The 21,179-nt window shown below is 58.9% G+C and carries 15 protein-coding genes; 7 read left to right on the top strand and 8 right to left on the bottom strand.

Annotation, left to right across the window (positions count from 1 at the left end):
• Window positions 1-7 precede the first annotated feature (7 nt).
• From ACTWLJ_RS13010 to ACTWLJ_RS13000, 3 genes are read left to right on the top strand one after another with little or no spacing between them, the layout of a single operon-like run.
• A complete protein-coding gene (locus ACTWLJ_RS13010) occupies window positions 8-1,135 on the top strand; it encodes a GNAT family N-acetyltransferase (protein WP_445181094.1) in 1,128 nt (375 codons plus the stop codon).
• Window positions 1,132-2,904 carry an ATP-binding protein gene (locus tag ACTWLJ_RS13005; RefSeq protein WP_445181093.1) on the top strand — a complete coding sequence of 591 codons (1,773 nt, stop codon included), beginning with the start codon at window positions 1,132-1,134 and terminating at the stop codon, window positions 2,902-2,904. The genes ACTWLJ_RS13010 and ACTWLJ_RS13005 overlap by 4 nt, the downstream gene beginning before the upstream one ends.
• Window positions 2,894-4,285, top strand: coding sequence for a sigma-54-dependent transcriptional regulator (locus ACTWLJ_RS13000; RefSeq protein ID WP_445181092.1), 1,392 nt, complete (start codon window positions 2,894-2,896; stop codon window positions 4,283-4,285). Before ACTWLJ_RS13005 ends, ACTWLJ_RS13000 begins: the two co-directional genes overlap by 11 nt.
• A 10-nt stretch (window positions 4,286-4,295) precedes the next feature.
• On the opposite strand, the gene ACTWLJ_RS12995 is transcribed toward ACTWLJ_RS13000, so the two are convergent.
• On the bottom strand, window positions 4,296-4,964 hold the full coding sequence (locus tag ACTWLJ_RS12995) for a DsbA family oxidoreductase (protein WP_445181091.1): 669 nt from the start codon (window positions 4,962-4,964) through the stop codon (window positions 4,296-4,298).
• Between the two features lie 23 nt (window positions 4,965-4,987).
• Between ACTWLJ_RS12995 and ACTWLJ_RS12990 the strand changes: the two genes are divergently transcribed.
• Window positions 4,988-8,560, top strand: a complete 3,573-nt coding sequence (locus ACTWLJ_RS12990; RefSeq protein ID WP_445181090.1) for a hypothetical protein — start codon at window positions 4,988-4,990, stop codon at window positions 8,558-8,560.
• A 78-nt stretch (window positions 8,561-8,638) separates the two neighbouring features.
• Here the strand turns inward: ACTWLJ_RS12990 and ACTWLJ_RS12985 are convergent, their stop codons facing one another.
• Both ACTWLJ_RS12985 and ACTWLJ_RS12980 read right to left on the bottom strand, forming a co-directional pair.
• Entirely contained in the window at window positions 8,639-9,658 is a 1,020-nt protein-coding gene (locus ACTWLJ_RS12985) for an alpha/beta fold hydrolase (protein ID WP_445181089.1), read from the bottom strand.
• A gap of 242 nt (window positions 9,659-9,900) precedes the next feature.
• Complete coding sequence (locus tag ACTWLJ_RS12980; RefSeq protein ID WP_445181088.1) at window positions 9,901-10,269, bottom strand: hypothetical protein; 369 nt, start codon at window positions 10,267-10,269, stop codon at window positions 9,901-9,903.
• A 12-nt stretch (window positions 10,270-10,281) separates the two neighbouring features.
• Between ACTWLJ_RS12980 and ACTWLJ_RS12975 the strand changes: the two genes are divergently transcribed.
• Window positions 10,282-15,138 carry a dermonecrotic toxin domain-containing protein gene (locus ACTWLJ_RS12975; RefSeq protein WP_445181087.1) on the top strand — a complete coding sequence of 1,619 codons (4,857 nt, stop codon included), beginning with the start codon at window positions 10,282-10,284 and terminating at the stop codon, window positions 15,136-15,138.
• A 119-nt stretch (window positions 15,139-15,257) separates the two neighbouring features.
• On the top strand, window positions 15,258-16,175 hold the full coding sequence (metR, locus tag ACTWLJ_RS12970) for a transcriptional regulator MetR (protein WP_445181086.1): 918 nt from the start codon (window positions 15,258-15,260) through the stop codon (window positions 16,173-16,175).
• Window positions 16,176-16,249: 74 nt separating this feature from the next.
• On the opposite strand, the gene ACTWLJ_RS12965 is transcribed toward metR, so the two are convergent.
• The 5 genes from ACTWLJ_RS12965 to ACTWLJ_RS12945 all read right to left on the bottom strand — a co-directional run bounded on the left by ACTWLJ_RS12965 (window position 16,250) and on the right by ACTWLJ_RS12945 (window position 20,250).
• Window positions 16,250-16,759 (bottom strand): GNAT family N-acetyltransferase, encoded by a 510-nt coding sequence (locus ACTWLJ_RS12965; protein ID WP_445181085.1) that lies wholly within the window; start codon window positions 16,757-16,759, stop codon window positions 16,250-16,252.
• A 1-nt stretch (window position 16,760) separates the two neighbouring features.
• Window positions 16,761-17,399, bottom strand: a complete 639-nt coding sequence (locus tag ACTWLJ_RS12960; RefSeq protein WP_445181084.1) for a LysE family translocator — start codon at window positions 17,397-17,399, stop codon at window positions 16,761-16,763.
• A 25-nt stretch (window positions 17,400-17,424) separates the two neighbouring features.
• The gene (locus ACTWLJ_RS12955) at window positions 17,425-17,844 is read right to left on the bottom strand and encodes an NUDIX hydrolase (RefSeq protein WP_445181083.1); all 420 of its coding nucleotides are present in this window, start codon (window positions 17,842-17,844) and stop codon (window positions 17,425-17,427) included.
• A gap of 41 nt (window positions 17,845-17,885) precedes the next feature.
• Entirely contained in the window at window positions 17,886-19,211 is a 1,326-nt protein-coding gene (locus ACTWLJ_RS12950) for an APC family permease (protein ID WP_445181082.1), read from the bottom strand.
• Window positions 19,212-19,428: 217 nt separating this feature from the next.
• Window positions 19,429-20,250, bottom strand: a complete 822-nt coding sequence (locus tag ACTWLJ_RS12945) for a carbon-nitrogen hydrolase family protein (protein WP_445181081.1) — start codon at window positions 20,248-20,250, stop codon at window positions 19,429-19,431.
• Window positions 20,251-20,374: 124 nt separating this feature from the next.
• Here ACTWLJ_RS12945 and ACTWLJ_RS12940 point away from each other — a divergent pair, with 124 nt between their 5' ends.
• Window positions 20,375-21,175: a response regulator transcription factor gene (locus tag ACTWLJ_RS12940; RefSeq protein ID WP_445181080.1), complete on the top strand. Its 801-nt coding sequence runs from the start codon at window positions 20,375-20,377 to the stop codon at window positions 21,173-21,175.
• The last annotated feature ends 4 nt before the right edge of the window (window positions 21,176-21,179 follow it).

The raw sequence follows: 21,179 nt of genomic DNA, 5'->3' as shown, positions 1-21,179 counted from the left end.
AACCGACGTGATCACCGCCCAAGCCTTTTCAACCATCGAAGCGATTGATCGCGGCGCGTGGAACAACTGCTTTGCCGATGAACTGGAGAACTGGGATTACTACCGTGCCGTTGAACGGGCCGGTATTGACGGTTTTCACTGGCGCTACCTGACGTTGCACGATGACGGCCAACTGATCGCCGCAGCGGTGGCGTTCACCACCGCTTACTCGCTGGATACGACACTTCAGGGACCGGGCAAACGGGTCAGCCGATGGCTGAGCCGACGTCTGCCCGGGTTGTTCGATATTCGTCTATACGCGCTCGGATCGCCGGTGGCCGAACAGTGCCATGTCGGCACGGCGTCGCACATCGTTGCAGCGCAACGTCCCGCATTGCTGACGCAGTTGTTGAAACTGGCGAGAGAGGATGCCGAACAGGCCGGGATCGGCCTGTTCGCCGTCAAAGATGTCAGCCACCGCGATGCGGTGTGGCTGGACGTCTGCCGTCAGGCTGGCTTGCAAAGCATGCCCGGCGTGCCCGGTGCCGAGTTGTCGATCAACTTCGCTTCGGTGGACGCGTACCTGGGCGGCCTCTGCAAATCCACCCGCAAGGATTTGCGTCGAACCTTGCGCAAACCGGGTCCGCGTATCGAATGGCGGCGCTCGGTGCACGATTTGTTGCCACGCATGATGGCATTGTACGAAGCCACCCTGACGCGCAGCGATCTGGCTTTTGAATGCCTGCCGGCGGCGTACTTTCGCGAGGTGCTCAATCACCTCGATGAGCGTGCAGCCTGCGTGCTGTATTGGGTTGGCGACGAGTTGGTGGCGTTCAATCTGGTGTTGCTCGACGAGCAACGGCTGGTCGACAAGTTTTTCGCCCACGATCTGGCCCGCACTCACGAATACAATCTTTACACTCGTAGCTGGCTGGAAAATGTCGGCTACTGTATTGAACACAAGCTGGCGATCTACACCTGCGGGCAAGCCGGCCATGCCAGTAAGCTACGCCTGGGTTGCACGTTTGTCGGTAATACGGTGTTTTTCCGTCATCGCAATCCGCTGTTCGACCAACTGCTGCGACTGGTGAAAAAAATCGTTCGGCCGGATCGATCCGATCCAGCCATGGCTGCTGCAATAAGCGAAATCCAATGACCAACGACCGACGCGCCGCGACCCGACCTTTCGCCCTTTCCGGCTGGAGCCTGCAACGCAAACTGGTGCTGGCGTTCTGGCTGGTGAGCGTGATCCCGACCATGATCGCCGCCGAGCTGGCAGCCACCACCCTGTCGCAGATCTTCGACAGCAACGTGCGCATCTGGCTGCAGGAGTCGTCGAAGATCGTCGAGGACGAAATCAGTGAGATCCTGCGTGACAACGCCCGGGCCGCGCAGCTGTTCTTGCGCTACACGCGACCGCCGACTGATCGCCAGTCCGCCCGACACAACAAGCTGACCGCCGACGTCGCCGATTCCATGGGCATCGATGTCGTGGCGCTGGTGCGCAACAGCGATAACAAAGTGGTGTACAGCACCGCCGCCGACAACATCGTCAGCCAGATCAGCACCGCGCCGAAAGCGGTGCTGCAAACCTTGCAGGTCGGCGGCGTGGCCACCGGCACGGTGATTTCCAGTTTTGAAACCGAGCAGGATGGTGTTGATTACAAATTGATCATCGGCACTTATCTCGACGACAGCTTCCTCACCAGCGTCGCCGATGTGCACTCACTGGACCTGCGACTTTATCTGGCCAAGGGCGACAATTTTTCAGAGATCTTCGCCACCCAACGCTTCGAAGATCATCCGTTGCAGGTACCAAAAGGCATCGAACAGACCCTGCGTGAAACCAAAGAGCCTTTTGAACAATTCACCAATCGCTACAGCGGCATCTACCGGCCGGTGCTCAATGAAAATGGTGAGTTGCAAGGCGTGATCTTCACCGGTCTGTTGCGCCATACCAGCCTGGTGGGGCTGGTCAATCAGAGCAACCTGTTCATTCTGATTTTCCTGCTCAGCTCGGCAGCGTCACTGGCGGTCGGCTGGCTGGTCTCGGAGCGTCTGACCAAACCCCTGCGCGGGCTGGCCAGAGGCGTGCAAGCGGTGATCGCCGGCGATTATCGTCAGCGTCTGAGCGTGACCGGAGGCGATGAACTGGCCGAGCTGAGCAGCACCTTCAACCACATGAGCGAGCGTCTGGCGGAATTGCAGCATCTGGAATTCCAGCTGCGTCGCCGCGACCGTTTGCACGCACTGGGTGAAGTCGCCATGGGCCTGGCCCATGAAATCCGTAATCCGCTGGGCATCATCAAGACCGCCACACAACTGCTGCATCGGCGCGCCGACCTGCCGGAAACCGACAAGCGTCATCTGGAATATGTGGTCAGGGAAGTCAGCCGGATTAACGACCTGATCACCGAGTTCCTCGACTTCGCCAAGCCCAGTGCGCCGATCCGCGCCTCGCACTCGGCACGGGCGCTGATCGATGAACTGGCAGGCTTCTGCGAACCGGAACTGACCAGCCACAACATCGATGTGCGCATCGACGATCAGGCACCCGGCGCCATGCTGTATGCCGATACCAAACAACTGAAACAGGCCGGGCTGAACCTGATCGTCAATGCCATCGATGCAATGCCCGATGGCGGCCGGCTGACCCTGACCATCGCCAGCGACGCCAGCCACACTATTATCAGTGTGGCGGACACTGGCCAGGGCATTGAAGCCGACATGCTGGAACGGATTTTCACCCCGTTCGTCACCACCAAGGCGTCAGGCACTGGCCTGGGTCTGGCCAAGGTGTTTTCGGTGATGGAAAGCCATAACGGGCGCGTAGAGTGTGTCAGCGAAAAAGGTGCTGGTGCCACGTTCAGCCTGTACATTCCGGCGGATGGCGAGGACTTCGACGAGAACGACGATGACGCATAACATTCTGGTGGTGGACGACGAACCCAAACTCTGTGACCTGCTGGCTTCGGCCCTGGGCCAGAACGGCATCACCGTGTTCACTGCCGGCAACGGTTTGCACGCGCTCAAAGTGCTGGAAAGCGAAGACATCGATCTGCTCATCAGCGACTGGCGCATGCCCGGCATGGACGGCCCGCAGCTGCTGGCGGAGGTCAAAAACCGCTATCCGCAGTTGCCGGTGATTGTCATGACCGCCTACAGCACGGTGAAAAACGCCGTGCAATCGATGCGTAACGGCGCGTTCGATTACATCGCCAAACCGTTCGATATCGATGAGTTGGATATCACCGTCAGCAAGGCCCTGCAGTTTCGCGACATCCTCAAAGACAACCAGCGCCTGCGCGCCGAACTCGACGAACATCAGCAGATCGACAGCCTGATCGGCGACAGCCCGAGTTTCCGCCGCGTGCTGCAAGCCGTCGATTCATTACGCGAAAGTGCCGCGACCGTTTTGCTCAGTGGCGAAAGCGGCACCGGCAAGGAAATGGTCGCCCGCGCCATCCACAAACATGGCAATCGCGCCGACAAACCCTTTGTCGCGGTCAACTGCGCGGCGATCCCCGAAGGGCTGCTGGAAAGTGAAATGTTCGGTCACCGCAAAGGTGCGTTCACTGGCGCCGTGGCGGATCGGATCGGGCGTTTTCAGCAGGCCGACAAAGGCACGCTGTTTCTCGACGAGATCGGCGAAATGCCGTTGGCCTTGCAGGCGAAAATCCTCCGCGCCCTGCAAGAGCGGGTGATTGAGCCAGTGGGCGATACCAAGGAGCGCAAAGTCGATGTGCGGGTGATCGCTGCCACCAACAAGAATCTGTTGGAAGCGGTGGCCAACAAGGAGTTTCGCGAGGATCTTTACTACCGCCTCAACGTGTTTCCCATTCCGCTGCCGGCGTTGCGTGAACGGGTCGAAGACATCGCCCCGCTGGCCCGGCACTTCGCCCATACACTGGGCGCCGACGCCGGTAAACGCATCAGCGGTTTCAGCCCGCAGGCGTTGCAGGCCATGACGCTCTACTCATGGCCGGGCAATATTCGCGAGCTGCAAAACTGTGTCGAGCGAGCGACCATCGTCGCCTCGGCGAACGTTATCGAGGAACAGGATCTACCGGCGTACCTGTTCGCCGCGCAAGCCTCGAACAATGGTGGCCCGGTGACCGAAATCAACGGCGTACCGGCGGATCTCGACGCGGCGCTGGCAGAAACCGAAAAGGCCTACATGCTCGCCGCCCTGCAACAAAGCAACGGTGTGCAGGCCGCCGCTGCGCTGCAACTGGGGATCTCCGAGCGCAGCTTCTGGTATCGCCTGAAGAAGCTCGGCATTCACGTCGACAAGATCGTGCGTTGAGCCTGGACGGCTACTCAGTCACCGTGCCGCCCTTGGCTTCACTGATGATTTGCCGGATCGCCCCGACAAACGTTTCCACCGGTTGCCCGCCCGTCACCGCGTACTGACCGTTGAACACCACGGTCGGCACCGAACTCACGCCACGTTGCAGCCAGAGCTGCTCTTCTTCGCGCACTTCAACGGCAAACTCGTCGGATGCCAGAATAGTCTCGGCCCGTTGGCGATCCAGGCCGACACTTGCAGCAATCTGCACCAGTTGCGCGTGATCCGAAGGGTTACCGCCATCGGTGAAGTACGCCTTGAACAGCGCCTCTTTCAGCGGCAACTGCAAATTCTCCAGCCCGGCCCAGTGCAACAGACGGTGCGCATCGAAAGTGTTGTAGATGCGGCTGTTGCCGTCTGTGCGAAAGGCAAAACCGACATCGGCGCCACGGGCGCGAATCGCTTCGCGGTTCTTCTGCGACTGCTCCGGGGTCGATCCGTATTTCTCACCGATGTGCTCGGTGATGTTCTGCCCGTCCGGGCCCATTTTCGGGTTCAGTTCGAACGGCTGGAAATGAATCTCGGCCTGCACTTCGTTGCGCAGAATCTCCAGCGCTTGCAACAAGCCATACAGACCGACAGCGCACCACGGACAAGAAACGTCGCTGACAAAATCGATTTTCAAAGCGGAACTCATCACACACCTCGCTGGCGGAAATCGTGCGGGAAAGTTTGCACGATACACCGGGTATAGTCGCGAGTGTCAGCCCGCCGTTGTCATATGGCAACCCGCACCGTTCGTCCAAAAGTGCCACCGACCTGTTATTTTTGACAGTAGCGCAAATCTGTTTTTTGCAGCTCAATCGGCCAACACGCGCAATGGCCAGAGCGGTTCATGCGTATCAGCCGAAATCGGAGAGCGCCATGACTGCCCTTTTTATCTATACCCCGGAACGACTGGCTGCACTGCGCACAGAAAGCCCGCAACAACGGATAGACCTGTTCGCCGAGGTCAAGTCGTCAGGCCTGTTTGCTGCCAACGGCGTGCTGAAACTGTTCCCCATTCTGATTCCGGGCTGGCACGCGGTCGATTATCCTCAAGCGCTGTTTGGCGTCGGCGCCGATGAAACGGCGGGCAACGGCCTTGGGTGGTATGTGTTGATTCCCTCGTATCTGCTGATGGACGCTTTCGATACCGTGCGTCTGTATCTGGGCAAGCGGCTTGAGCCAGGCGAGGCACCTGATCCGGCGGAGCCCGGCACGCTGCTCAAGACGCTGGTAGTCCCCTCCGACCATAACAACCAGAACATTGTCGGCATCCTGCCCAGGACTGTGATCGACAGACCCGGTATTCACTCGATGTGGTACACCATCGAACGGGTGAGCGGTTCGGCACCGGAGTCGTCCGACAGAATCACCACGTGGTTCAAACCGACCTTTCCCGACAGCCTCGACCCCACCGGGAGCAGTCGCGAACGCCTGCCACTGGAGGCCCCTCGCTTTCCGGCGCTGATCGACAAGGACATGGTCGAATCCGGCGTCGATTTCATCATTCCGTTCTGGCTGCTCATGACGCGGGGAGATCGGATCGAGTTGACGATTGGCAATCAGCTCGTCTCTTACGTCATCAGTCCCGGGCAAGTCGGCCAGGATATTGTGGTGACCGTCGCCTCCGCCGTTCTCAAGCTGATCGGGCACGCCGACCCACTGCTGGTGAGTTACCGAATCATTGATCAGGTTCATAACGCCAGCCTGACCTCAAAAATCGGTATGGGGATGCTTGATCCCGATACCACTTATCTGGAAGCGCCTTCCGTTCCACTGACCATTGATGATGTGCTGGCGCTCGATGACCTCGACGGCGCTGCCATGGACGTCGACGTATTGGTGCGGCGCGGCGACGCCATCGCTGGTGACCGGGTGGAGTTGACTCTTCAGAACATCGCGAGCGGTTATCGCGAAGTCTTCGGCCCACTCGACTACAAGGCCGGTGTCGTCATATTCAAAGTGCCTTTCGAACTGGTGAGAAGACTGGCCCCAACGACACTGACCCTGAGCTATCAACGCATCCGGATCGTATCGGGCAGCGAAGTTCGCACACCGTCGTACCCCTATTCACCACGACTGATCGGCGAACAATATCGTGCGCCAGCCCCTACCGCACCCGAAGCCCGTGGCGCGGTGTTTGCCCCTGAACTGGAAACCACCGTGGTCTATGCCGGCCCCGGCATCGAGGGGATTGTTGTCGGGGATACGGTGACGCTTACCTGTCTGAGCACCAGCGCCGGCGGAACCACTCGCCTGCAGACCTACGAGCGTATCGTCACACACTCAATGGATATTCCAGGAGTGGGTATCGTGGTGCCGTTTGATATTGAAACGAAGCATTTTGGCACTTACCTGAACGGCTCCATCGCATTCGACTACCGCATCACAGGCAACGGCCATGACGTAGCGCTATTGTCATTCACCAGCCATTTCCGGATTGGCCGTGTTCAAGACACACTGGCAGTGGTCGAAGTCGGCAAGAACTCAATGGGTGTGCTCGACCCCAAGGACATCCCCTTCGGCACATCCGCCATTTGTCTTGCCGCCGCCCATACGCAGATCGGCGACACGGTGCACCTGGAAGTGTGGAAACTGGGCAACAGCCTTGATCCGCAAGATCGCGCGGTTTTTCTCGACGCGCTCCCCATCAGCGCCGGCAATGTTGGCAAGAACATTGAGTTCCGTCTGGCACTTGAGCTTATTCAGCCGCTGCTCAATCGCGTCATCAGTGTCGACTGGTACATCGAGCGCCCTCGGGAGCTGCCGCTGACCGCGCCCGAACTGGTCCTGCGCATTGGCTCAAAAGCCCTGCAGCTACCGCAGCCCGAGCTGATGCAAGCATCGGCGGGCATGCAGGTCGATCCGATCAACGCGTTAAAAAATGCCACGGTCACTGTCCGCTATAGCGGGATGGACAACTCGCATCGCGTGACCCTGTTCGTCAAGGGACGTGAAGGCCTCGGCAGCCCGGCCCTGCCGACACTGCAAGGCAGCGCCAGCGGTACGTTGCTGTTTACCCTTCCGCTGACTGCCATTCCCGCCAACATCGGTACATTCATGTCCTTTGGGTACACCGTGAGCCAGGAAGGTATCGAGGATCAAAGCTCCACAGTGGCCAGGTATGACGTCCAGCCGATTGCCAATCCGCAGATCAACTATCCACGCATGAGCATCGCCGAAGCACCGGACCATCAAGTGCTCAACCTCGACTCCTTTTCCGGTGATGCTCACTGGACCCTGATCCCGTGGCTGTTCATCGCCGTTAGCACCCGCATGCGTGTCTTCCTGAGTGGCCAGAAGCAGGACGGCAGCGAGTATGTGATCAGCCTGTTCGAAGGGGTGATCACGGCCAATCATGTCAGTACCGGCCTAAGCGGGGTGATCGACCGCGCGCAACTGAAGCTGTTCAAGGACGGCACCCAGGTGTTCGGTTTATCGGTAGCCCATTTCAGCGACAAGGGGGGAGCCGACACGTTCTTTCCGATGCGTGAACTGACCATCAAGACCGAAATGCTCGCCCGCCCAGCGATTACCCAATTGATCGACAATCAAGGCGCCATTACCGGAAGCGTACGCAATGGAGGGACTTGCGATGACATCTCGCCGTCAATGGTGGGAACCGCAACGCCCTATTCTTCGGTCCGCCTGTTCGATGGTCAGATATTTCTGAGGACGGTTGAAGTCAATGTTGACGGGATCTGGAGAGCGGACGTTTCCATCGGAAACGGTCGACACAGCCTGACGGTGCAAACGGCGGACGGCAAGCAAGTGTCTGCCCCTTGGGTCGTTACCGTTCAACCGGACTTCTATGATCTGGCAAATTTCTACAACGGCAACTTCAATGGCTGGACAGTCGGTGAAGGTGGCCGAAGCTACAAAATGATCGGTACCCCGCCACACCTTCTATTCTGGGTAGGGACACCGCTCAAAATCGCCAACTGGGGAATCATCCTCAGCAAGAGACTCAACCTGATTATCGGCGCGCAATATGAATTCTGCTGCGGGGTCTACAACACCGCGATCAATAGCTATGACGTCAATCCATCGTTATCGCTGAAGGTCAGTTACATGCTTGATACGCCCCACCGGGAAATTCCAAAATTCTCGGACTGGATTCTTCTGTCCGGTACCTTTACCGCCACCGACCAATCCGCAGTCTTCCTCATTCACAACCTGCAACCCGGTGATATCGGCAATGACTTCATTCTTCACAACTTGACCGTCAGGCAAATAAGCAACGGTTAGAAACCCAAGTCCCTCAACACCCTGCTGCCCCTGAAAGGGGGCAGCGCAATTGCCTGAAAACTCTGAAGACGACCAAAATCAAAGCAGATTCCCCGCTGCCACCGGCTCGATCTGCGCCCAGTGCGACGTGTCTTCGCGATGCTCCTGCAAGTACGGCAACACCGCCGCCAGCAATGGCGCCTTGAACGCCTCCTGAAAACGATGCGCCAGCCCCGGAATCAGCTTCAACTGACTGCCACGAATATGCGCCGCCAGATGCACGCCGTGCATCACCGGCAACAACGGATCAGCCGTGCCGTGTACCACCAGCGTCGGCACGCGCAACTGATTGAGCAGGGCCACACGGCTCGGTTCGGCGAGGATCGCCATGATCTGGCGTTTCACGCCTTCGGGATTGAATGCCCGGTCATACGCAACCGCTGCCTGCTGCAACAACACCTGACGATCATCGGTAACCGACGGACTGCCCAGCGCCGCCAGCAGGTCAGCCTGTTGTTCCAGCGCCACCTCACGATTCGGCGCACCGCGACGCGCCAGCAACTGCACCAGCGCCGCGCTCGGTGCCGGCAAACCTTCGGCACCGGAACTGGTCATGATCAGGGTCAGGCTTTCCACCCGTTGCGGCGCCATCGCGGCCAGATGTTGGGCGATCATGCCGCCCATGCTCGCACCCAACACATGGAATTGTTCGATGTGCAGCGCGTCCATCAATCCCAGTGCATCGTCGGCCATATCGGTCAGGCTATAAGGCGCCGCCACCGGCAGACCCAGCTTGTAACGCAGCACTTCAAAAGTCAGGTTGGCACTGGCCGGCGCCTGCCGCCAGGTGGACAGACCGACGTCGCGATTGTCATAACGAATCACCCGGAACCCCTGCTGACACAGGGCAACCACCACTTCGTCCGGCCAGTGGATTAACTGCCCGCCCAGTCCCATCACCAGCAACAGCGCCGGGTCCGAGGCACGGCCGATGCTCTGGTAGGCCAGGCTCACCTGTGCCAGATCGACCCGTTCGGTCGGTACATTGACATCACAACGCGAAGCCGCCAGCGACGGCAGGCCGAACAACAGTGCGGCCAACAGAACAAATAAACGCATGAAAAACACCGAAACGCAGAACCCCAGTAGAGCGCGAGTCTGATGAAGTTTGTACAAGCGCGCTGCCACAGTTGCGTGACAGTTTGATGAAGATTGCCGAGCGGTTGTTTTGGCGTCTTGCGAAGTACGACCGGTAAGTAGAAACAGTCTGAAAAGAAACTCTCATCGTGCGATACCCCAGTACCGCACCTGCCTCTTGCGGCGAGCCTCTAATGGCGCGACTACCGGCCCAGCCCGGCCTTTCAAGCCATTAGAGACTTGTCGTCATGTTCGACATAGCCATACCAGCCACAACCGACTTCGGTCTGCTCCATCCCCAGCCCCTGAACCTCAATCAAAACCTGTACCAGCAGGCGGTAGAGCGTTTGCGTAACTGTCACCACCTGTGGCTTGAGCTCACGGCGCACCGCCCCTCCACCAGCGAGCATGACGAATGGAGCATCCGAGCCAAGGGAACAGCAGTGTCGCGTAAAGAGCAGGCGCTGAACGTGTATCGCCAACACTTTGAGGCGAGCTGTCAGCTCGCCTGCGCCGACGGAAAAATCAGTGAGGCGCAATGGCTGATACTTCAAGAAAGGATCAAGCCGTCCACCACGGCAACCGTCGTTCACGTCACACAACCGATGCTCAAACGAACCAATGACAGCGTTGTTTCGCTTCCCGGTGCCTTGATACTCCGTATCGAGAGTGTCTTGCCGGCGACTTACGTGATGTACCTGCCATCGCACTCGCAGGCATTGGCGCTGTTCAAGCAACACGCCGATCTGGAGCAGTGGCTGATCGGCCATTGTCGGCAACACGGCCGACTTTCCGAACTGGAAGCGGTCACGCTGATGGAGCATGTTCTTGACCAGGACCCGCTCAAACACGGACTGGAACAGCTGTTCATACCGGCATCACCCACATCACCGGTACCTGCATGGATCGATATCCAGAACATGATCGCCGAAGCGCCGCCCCCTTCCACCGACAGCACATATGACGCCGGCAACGCCGCTCTGTTTGGCATGTTGGAACCTGATATTCCCCTCAACCAACGCCGGCAGGCACTGGCGCTTGAACAAAGCGCGCTTGACCGTCTGCTGGGTGAGCAACTGGCTGGCAGCCTGAACAGCCCGCCACGACAAAAACTGGCGCAACAGTTTGCCGCCCTGACGCTGGCAGAACAGGCCAGCCACACGGCGGCAACTGCACTGCTGGACAGCCGCGCCCCCCTGAAAATCCTTGCACTGCGCCCCCCCGACAGCACGCACTATCAAACGCTGCAACAGGCCCGTATCGCGGGCTTGCGGGCCGAGGCCGAGCTGCAACTGGCGCTCGACCAGCTCACACCCGAGGAACATCGGCGGATCATCACTTTGCTCGACGCCCCCAACCATACGATGCGGCCAGAGGATGGAGTGGTTGCCAGAGTCAGCTTGTCTACGGCAGAGCCGGAACACCCCCGGACCGAGGATCTGGACGGCATATTGATCATTGCCGGGCCCTGCGGTTTGACGGAGGATTCGACAGAGAGCCTGTTGCTTTACTGGCATGGTCACTTCGGTGGTTTACAACGTTTCAGCTCACGCCAGGCACTGGAACAGACCGTATTCAAACGTTCGCCCAAAGACCATGAACTGACCCTCCACCTGATACCTCTGAATGGCGACCCTTTTTCCTGGACCCTTGAGGAACAGCTCTACCAATGTGAACAACAAGCCATAACCATCATCAAGGACAACCCGCTTCCCGCCCGTGCCAGTGAACGCGCAGCAGCAATGGAACAACTGTGCGAGCAACATCTCACGCGATTGACCGTGCCTTTGCCACAAGCACGCGAACTGGCTTTTGCACAGCAGCGGGAACAGGACCGCAGCGCCGCCTTGGCCGGCAGCCTGCCTCAATGGCTCGACAAACTGGACGATGCACATCGTGCACAAATCAAAGCGCTGATCAGTCGCTACCTGGTTGCCATGCGGCGTGCTCATGCCTTGCTCGAACAGGATTTGCCATCAAGACAAGCCTTCAGTAAAAAATGCATCGACGGCCGCCTGCGTCAGGACTTCTCACTCAAGCAAAGTGTGACCGTGACGCTTGATCTGCCTGACTCCACATCCTGGCGAAAAACAGTGATGGAGGGTGCTGCGCCCGGTACGCCTCAGACAAACACCTTGATCGCCAGCCCCGGTCGTCACGACGTGGCTCTTGAAGAACTGGCGCAGGACAACATCGATCAGGAGACATGGTGGCGCCTGTCATTCCTGCGAGTGAAGGTCATGGCTCATGAAGACCATGACCGCATAGCCGTGGAGGCAGGTCTCGGTCTCGTATATTTGCGTCGACTGGTGACGGAGCTGGACCTCGCGGGACAGTACGAAACGCTGATTGTCCGGAGCTTTTACGGTGCACCCTCCGACTCGGCGTTCGACAAGGCGTATCGCCGCGAATGCCTGACCGAACCCTGGAAGCTGATGCTCCATCTGCAAGCTGAATTTGCCGTACTGCAAGGTCAGATCGACAACGAAGGCCACAAGGTGCTCAAGATCGCCATCGATGCATCGACGCCTGAGGCGTTTGCCGTCGATGGCAAGCGCATCTCGTTACTGCCGGCGCATCTGACCGTCGGCGGTAAAGACACAGCTCATCAGGGTGCAAGCACACTCGCCGGAGTGACCTTCATCGTTGAACAGATCAGCGGTCTGACCTTGTTGTATCTGCCAGACAGCACTGACGGGGTTTTCCTGCGTCAGTACAGCACACAAGAAGACGCGCGCCTGGATCTGTTCAAACGCTGCGCAAACGGCAACATGGTCAACTATCTGGCCGGGCGGGCCTTGAGCGGGGATTTTGCCAGCCACGTCAGCCGTATCAATCAGGCGCAACTGCGCAACTTCAACGCGCTGATTGGTACGGGTCAAGCCTGGCCGGCGTCCACATCACTGGCCACGCACTTGCTCAATGTGCATATGGGGCGTTTGCTGGAGGCCCATCGCAGCAGCTCACGCTCCAACGATGCGCTGTATCTGGAACGCTGCGCACTGAAGTCCGGCACGCTGTTCAACTACATGAAAATGGCCGTTGGCATGTTGCCTTTCATCGGGACGACGGTGGCGCTTTATGACGCCTGGAACAGCGCGAACCTGGCCGTTGCAGCGTTCTTGCGCGACGATTTCGGTCATGGACTGGCCGAAGTGGAATCCGTTCTGCTTTGCCTGATCGACGCCGCAATGGATGTGCTTCCCGGAACCATCAGCGTGCCCGCTGCCGCTCGGCTGGCAACCCGACAACGCCAACGCACCCTCCTCGGCACGACGGCCGCCACCCTGCAAAAAAGCTCCCGCAAGCGAGCCCAACAGTCACTCGATCGCTTCAAGGGTTATGAATACGAGTACGAGCTTTCTCTGGCTGGCCTGCGAGCGGACAGCCACGGCATTTACCGCAATGTTTACCGCCATGCCGAAGGTGACTTCATTCTCCGCCAGGGACGCGTTTACCGTATCCAGTTGAGCGACTCTCCGCGAGGCTGGAGGCTCTTCGGCACATGGAAGCGGGGTTACAAAATGCCGATCGCCCTCGATGAGACCGGCACCTGGAACACCCATTACGCCGTGCACGGCACCCTGATGGACGGCGGAGGAATCGGCGGCGGCGCAGTACTCGGGCATCTGGCCGATGGGATGGACCCGCTGTGGCCCGAACCTGTCAGGCAGTGGTTACCGCGATGGTGGACGGATCGCCAGTTGCGCCGGCAACTGACCCTGACCAACACCGCCGATGCCTACACTCGGCGTCTCGATACTCAGACCCGCAGCACCAACCGACTGCTGGAGCACTTCCAAAGCCTGGGCATTGATCAACGCAAGCCTTTGCGCACAGAAGCCGACTCCGCTTGCATCAATGACATCGATACCGCCACCAGCCAGTATCAAAACCTTGCCGAGCTGTTGCCTCTGAGTCACGGCCGAAAACGCGCTCAGGTTGAGGACCTGCAGAGTCGTTGTGCATGGATTGTGGTAGATCGATCGGTACAGCGTGTCGCCATCGCTCGGGACCGGCTGCTCGATCACCTGAATCAGATCGACGCGCTGGTTCAGCAGTCCGAGGCAACGCCATTCAGTAATACCCGTGTCCATCTGACGCTCGCCGCCCGGCGTACCGGCGTACGCAAAGATTTCATCAAGGAGTTCGATCATATGCATGCGACAGTCGAACAGGCCAATCTCTGGAACGCACGCATTACCAACCGGGCCCAAAAAGCCCAAATGGCAATAGACGTGGCCACGCTCAACGAGAAGCTCGGCGAGGTCAACTACCACTACCTGAAGACCGCGCACATTCTGGAAATCATTACCCGTTACGACGCCGTTGCCGATTTATCATGGGTCTACTTTCATGTGCAGCTCAAACAAGCCAGGGTCAAGGTGGGCCGCGCCCTGCTGACGCAGCACCATTTACCCCAGGTGCAGGCAAGTCAGGTACAGCGCAACCGGGTGATCGAAGACTGCCTGGAAATTTACGCCGAGTTCCGTCGCCAGTTGAATGCCTGGATGCTCGGTTATCCCCAGCATCTGGATCTGGAACAGATCACACCGTTTCTCGATGGACTGGCCAAAGTCGAAGAGCACGCGCGCCTCGCCATCAGGCTCCAGTCGGCCACAAAACCCAAGGACGGCGTCAGTGGCAAGAAACTGTTCGAGACCGAGGACAATCAATTGCTCATCGGAACGGAAACCATTGATGCGAGCAGCCGGCAAAAGCGCTTCACCATTGAAGGGATCGACGGTTTTCGGGAGACCTGGCTACCGCGTTCCAGTGGCAAGTACCATCTGCAAATCCAGCCCACCACCCCAGCGCCAACATTGCCAACCGATGTGCAACCCTTGCTGAACGAGGCGAGAAGACGCCTGGCGGGTGTTGCTGACTACAGCGACAAAGTTTCGAATTACGCACGGCGAGACATGCTGCCGGTGAATCTGGAGCACATGCTCAGCAGTGAGGCGTCGGAGTTGAGCATTCGGGCACAAGCCATCGAGCGCCTGTCACCGACCGATCCGATAGTCTTGCAGTTGCAAGACAAGGCGCGAGAACTGCAAGGAGTGGGCCGCACGATGCGCATCAATCAATCAATGCGTAGCAAGACCCCGACCGAAGGTTATCTGGACTATCTGCTACAACAGCAAGTGGTGGATATCCGCAAGGAAGAACCGATTCGCGCACTGGGCAAACGGGCTGACGGGCGCAAGGACTTCCTTCAGGAATACGAGGTGCGCGACCTCATGTCGAACCCGCCGCGCGCACTGTGGTATGCGCACTTTCACTACACCTCGGACAAAGTACCGTTTCAGGACTTCGTCAAAGCCCATTTGAAGTTGCCGGAGCAACGCAATCTCGGTCTGCAATGGCAACATGCCCAAGCGGCTGGCGGAGCGCAGGTTGAAGCGATCTGGCGGGGCGACATAGGCAAGCCGTTCGGCATAAAACTCTTCTCGGCGCTGTAATCGAAAAGCAGCGGAGCATTCGCATGCTTCGCTGCAACCGCGCTTGTCGACAGCCAGGACAACATGAGACAAACTCAACACCTTAGCCCTGATCACAAATTTTACTCATGGAGCCAGCAGTGCTTGAGATCCGTCACCTGAAAACCCTGCACGCCCTGCGCGAGGCCGAAAGTCTGGTCGATGCGGCCGACCGCCTGCACCTGACCCAATCGGCGCTGTCCCACCAGTTCAAGGAGCTGGAGGAGCGCATGGGCATGCAGTTGTTCGTGCGCAAGACCAAACCGGTGCGCTTCACCAGCGCTGGCCTGCGTCTGCTGCAACTGGCTGACGCAACCCTGCCGCTGCTGCGCGCCGCAGAGCGTGACATCAGTCGTCTGGCAGGCGGTACCGCCGGGCGTCTGCACATGGCCATCGAATGCCATAGCTGCTTTCAGTGGCTGATGCCGACCATCGACCAGTTCCGCGACGCGTGGCCGGAAGTCGAACTCGATCTGGCCTCGGGTTTCTCTTTCGCCCCGCTACCGGCGCTGGCCCGAGGTGATCTGGACCTGGTGGTGACTTCCGATCCGCTGGAAATCGCCGGCATTACCTACGTGCCGCTGTTTACCTACGAAGCCATGCTCGCGGTAGCCAATCAGCATGCGCTGGCGACCAAGCCGTACATCGTTCCTGAAGACCTGCTGACTGAAACCCTGATCACCTACCCGGTGGAACGCGATCGTCTGGACATCTTCACCCGCTTCCTTGAGCCGGCCGATATCGAACCGGCACAAGTGCGTACTTCGGAGCTGACGGTGATGATGATGCAACTGGTCGCCAGCGGTCGTGGCGTGTGCGGCATGCCGCATTGGGCACTGCACGAGTACAGCTCACGCGGTTACGTGAAGGCCAAGAGACTGGGCGAGAAAGGCTTGTTTGCGACGCTGTACGCGGCAATCCGTGCGGACATGCTGGATGCGCCGTACATGCGCGATTTCTTGCTGACGGCCAAGGACACTTCGTTTTCGACACTGGATGGGGTCAGCGCGGTTCGTTGATTCGGACTGGGGGCTGCTGCGCAGCCCAACGGGGATAAATCCCCTCGCCACAGAAGCTTCATATCGGAAAACGCCTACGCCTTGGGGGTGAGCTCGCGCCACATATGGATTTTGTCGAAGTAGTCCTCACCGACCCGCACCGCCAGCGGCTCCAGACCGAACTGGATGAAACCGCAGCGCTGGTAGAGGTTGAACGCGGCGTCATTGCCGGCGGTGACTGTCAACTGGATGACTTTCAGCGCCGGATGCGTTTGCGCTTCGGCGATTGCTGCCTGTACCAGTTCAAAGCCCAATCCGCGCTGACGAAAATCCGCCGAGACGTACATGCCGAACAACGTTGTCTTGTGTCGGGCCTTTTCACGCGGTTCGAAAGCAAGGCCGACGATGCCGGCCATTGTCCCTGATTCAAACGCGCCGAGCACCACATCGAGTTTGCTGGTCAGCCGCGCTTCCCACCAACTCAATGGCATCACTGCGCGCTCGCGCACGCTGGAGGTAAACGCCTGCGGATGGCGGTCGTAGGCTTCGAGCATCAGTTCCCGATAAGCCAGGGCATGACTGGCGTCCAGCCGTTCGATCCACATCTCAGGCTGCTCGCCGCTGCTCAAGCATCAGCCGCACCGCGAGACCACCGAGTACAAACCCCATGAAATACCGCTGTGCTGCAAGCCAGCGCGGGCTGTTGACGAACCACGAAGCGATGCCCGCCGCGAACAGAGCAATCAGCAGGTTGACGGTGAAACTGACACTGATCTGGGTCAGGCCAAGAATGATGCTTTGGGTGAACACCGAGCCATGCTCAGGCGTGATGAACTGCGGAAAAACCGAGAGATAGAACACGGCGATTTTCGGGTTCAGCGCACTGGTGAGAAAACCCATGGTGATCAGCTTGCGCGACGAGTCCGGTGGCAGTTGTTGCGCCTCGAACGGCGAGCGCGCACCGGGTTTGACTGCCTGCCAGGCCAGCCACAACAGGTACAACGCGCCGGCCCACTTCAACACTTCATAGGCCATGGGCACGGCGAGAAACACTGCCGTCAAACCCGCTGCGGCAGCAAACATATGCACGAAGAACCCGGCCACCACCCCCAACAACGACGTCACCCCGGCCTTGCGTCCCTGACAGATCGAACGCGAGATCAGGTAGATCATGTTCGGCCCCGGCGTCAGCACCATCAGCAATGCTGCGGCAGCAAAGATCAGCAAGTCTTGCAGCGGAATCATGGTGAGGCGTCCTTGGCGTGATTGATCAGGCAATAGCCGTCAGCGAACTGCGATAAAACGGCAGGATCAGGTCGCGTGTCAATGGCGCCAGCTCCACCGCAGGATCAGTGGCCGGATCAACCCAGATCACTTCTTCGATTTCCGCGGCGGGTGAGACTTCACTATCAATCATCAGCTGGAAGATTTCAGCCTGAACGATAAACCCCGGCTCGTTGGCGGCAGGTGCCGAGAACTGCCCAAGAAAAGTCGCCTGCGCCGAATCAATCTCCAACCCCAACTCCTCTTCCAGCTCCCGCGCCAGCGCATGCACCGGCAACTCATGCGCTTCGATCTTGCCCCCCGGTTGCATGAACGCCGTGGTGCCGCGTTTGCGTACCAATAGAGTCTTGCCGTCCGCGCGGAGTAGCAGCGCGGCGGCAATTCGGATCAAAGGCGTAGACGACATGAAAGCAAATCCCTGGCTCGAAAAACGCCAAGTTTCCCAGATCAGGTGGCTTCCTGGAAATCCATTTCCGGCGGCTGACGGCGGAAGCCGCCAGTGAGTACCGCCAGATACACCACACCAATCGCCAGCCAGCTCAGGCCCAGATACACCGCTAGATGGTCGAGGCTGACCATCAGCCACAGATCCGCGACCAGACCAATGAACGGGAAAATCAAAAACAGCACCAGCTCACGCAGGCCTTTTTTATCGCCGCCGATCCAGTAGTGAAAAATCACCGACAGATTCACCAGACTGAACGCCAGAAACGCGCCGAAGTTGATGAACGAGGTTGAGGTGGTCACGTCGAGTTTCAGCGCCAGTAATGCCACTACGGCGCAGAGCAGGATGCTGTTGACCGGGGTGCCGAAGCGCGCATGCAGCGTGCCGAAAAACGATTTCGGCAACACGCCGTCGCGGCCCATCGCGAACAACAACCGCGAGCCGCTGGCCTGAGCCGAAAGCCCCGAAGCAAACTGGCCGACGATCAACCCGATGAGGAAGATCGAAACGAACAAGTCGCCGCCAATATTGCGCGCAATTTCATAGGCTGCCGAGTCGACGCTGTCGAACTGGAACGACGGATGAGCGATCTGCACGAAGTACGACACACCGACGAAAATCAGTCCGCCGATCAGCGTGATAAGCATGATCGCCCGAGGGATGGTGCGACGTGGATCGCGGGTTTCTTCGGTGAGGGTGCTGACCGCGTCGAAACCAAGGAACGAGTAACAGGCAATCGCCGCGCCGCTCATGATCAACGGCATTTGCATGTCGCCATTGAAGAACGGTTTGATCGACCACAACGGCGTGCTCGCATCACCGCCGACGTAGTGCACGCACAGCGCGACGAAAGCGATCAGCACCAGAAACTGAATCAGCATCAGCAAGGCGTTGATGCCGTTGGCCAGTTTCAGGCCGATGATGTTGATCGCGCTGGTGATGCCGATGAACGCCAGCACCCAGATCCACTGCGGGATCGACGGGAAGGCCGAGGCGAGATACGCCGCACCGATCAGCCAGATCGCCATGGGCAAAAACAGATAATCGAGCAGCACCGCCCAACCGGCGATAAACCCCAGTTTCGGGCTGATCGCCTTGCGTACATAGCTGTAGGCCGAACCGGCGACCGGGAAAGCGGCGGCCATGCGTCCGTAACTCATGGCGGTGAAAAACATCGCCACCAGTGCCGCCAGATACGCGGCGGGCACCATGCCGGCAGTGGATTGAGCGAGGATGCCGAAGGTGCCGAGGACAATGATCGGCGTCATGTAGGCGATGCCGAACAGCGTCACCGACCCCAGTGTCAGGGTGCGTTGCAAACGAGCCATGAGCGAATTACTCCGAATTTTATTGGATTTATGGCAGAGCCGGATTCGGCAAATTTTTCGGGTGTTGTTTGTTTTTTTAGGGTTCAAGCAAGTGTGTTGTCTGGACTGGCCTCTTCGCGGGCAAGCCCGTTCCCACAGGGGTTTGGGTGTTTTCCACGGACACTGTGGGAGCGGGCTTGCCCGCGAAGGCGTCAGCCCGATCGAAACAGAATCCGGATCAGCGCGAAGGAATCAGCAGCTCCCGCAATCCATTAGCGTGCTGCACAACCTCCCCCGGCAACTTCAACCGCTGATCATCCAGATAGCGGTAATCCTTGCGCGCATCCGCCAGTTGGCCGAAATCCAGCTCAACGCTGAACTGACCTTCCTCCCGCCCGGCCTCGAACAACAACGTCCCCAACGGATCAACCAGCGCACTGCCGCCAGCAAACATCAAACCGTCATCACCCGCCTCGACCCGATTGACCATCAGCGCAAACGCCTGGTTTTCCTGAGCCCGGGCCATGATCGCGGTGCGGTGGGTCGGCGCGTACGGGTCCATGTTGCCGTTGGTCACGATCAGCAATTCAGCGCCGAGTTGCGCCAGCGCCCGGGCGCTTTCCGGGAACTCGATGTCGTAGCAGATCAACAGACCGACCCGCACCCCGTTCCACTCGCAAGTGGCGTAGCGGTCGCCGGCCTCAAACACTCCGCGATCCGAGGCCCACAGGTGCGTCTTGCGGTATTTCAGGGCGATGCCTTGCGGGGTGATCAGCAGCGTGGTGTTGAAGAACCGGCCGTTGTCGTTCTCGGCCATGCCGATGACCACGGCAATGTTGCGTTCGCGGGCGGCGGTCAACACCGCGCTGACAGTCGGGCCGTCCAGCGGTTCGGCGGTCTGCGCAACGGTTTCGGCGGTCGGGAAGCCCATCAGGTGAGTTTCCGGAAACACGATCAATTGCGTGTCGGCAGCGCAGGCTGCAATCGCCGCCAGTGCGCGTTCGAGGTTGTACGCCGTGCCATTGTCACGGACCGCCAGTTGGGCGAGTTCGACTTTCATGGGGAGTCCCTGTTCTGGTGCCGGACGCTGAAAGATTGCCCGGCGGCTGTCTGTGGGCCAGTATGCTTCGCATCCGACCGGCCAGGGAATCACGCGGCCGGGGTAACCCGATAGGGGTAGATTGATGACACTTTCGTTTGACGACATCACTTGGCACCGCGCCGTCGGGCAGCTGATCGACGCGCTCGACAAGCCGAATTTCTGGGCGCAACTGGTGCGTCTGCTCGACCAATACGTAGCGTTCGATAGCTGGGTGGTGCTGCTGTTCAGTGCCGATCAACACCCGCAGGTGTTCGCCGAATGTCCCGGAGTGGACGGCAGCCCCGACCAGTTGTTTCAGGATTATCTGCGCGGTCTGTACCTGCTCGATCCGTTCTACATCGCCTGCCGCGAGCAGTCGCGCACCGGTTTGTATCGTCTGTCGGAGGTGGCACCGGAGCATTTCGAGCTGACCGAGTATTACCAGCGATACTTTCGTCTGAATGTGGTCGCCGACGAAATCCAGTTCAATTGTCAGCTCGAAGGCGAGCGCACACTGTGCCTGTCGCTGGGCAGCAAACAGCGTTTCAGCGTCGAACAGATTGCCCTGCTGTCGCTGATTCAGCCGTGGGTACTGGGCCTGTTGCGCCAGCGCCTGCCTTACGAAATCAACGAAACCGTGGCCCTCGCCGTCTCCCCCGCACCTGCGGACTGGCGGGTACAACTGGAGGCTTCGGTGCAACAACTCAAGGGCGCGCAACTGACCGCCCGGGAACTGGACGTCGGGCGTTTGATGCTCAGCGGTTGCTCCAGTAAAGAAATCGCCCGTAAGCTGGAAATCTCTGTCGAAACCGTGAAAGTCCATAAGAAACACATGTACAGCAAGCTGGGGATCAAATCCCAGTCAGAGCTGTTTTCGATTTTTCTTCAGGCGCAAAACGCCTGAAACA

The sequence above is a fragment of the Pseudomonas sp. McL0111 genome, assembly GCF_052567255.1.
The sequence above is the reverse complement of the archived record's forward strand: the minus strand, read 5'-3'. Positions and strand labels throughout refer to the sequence as shown.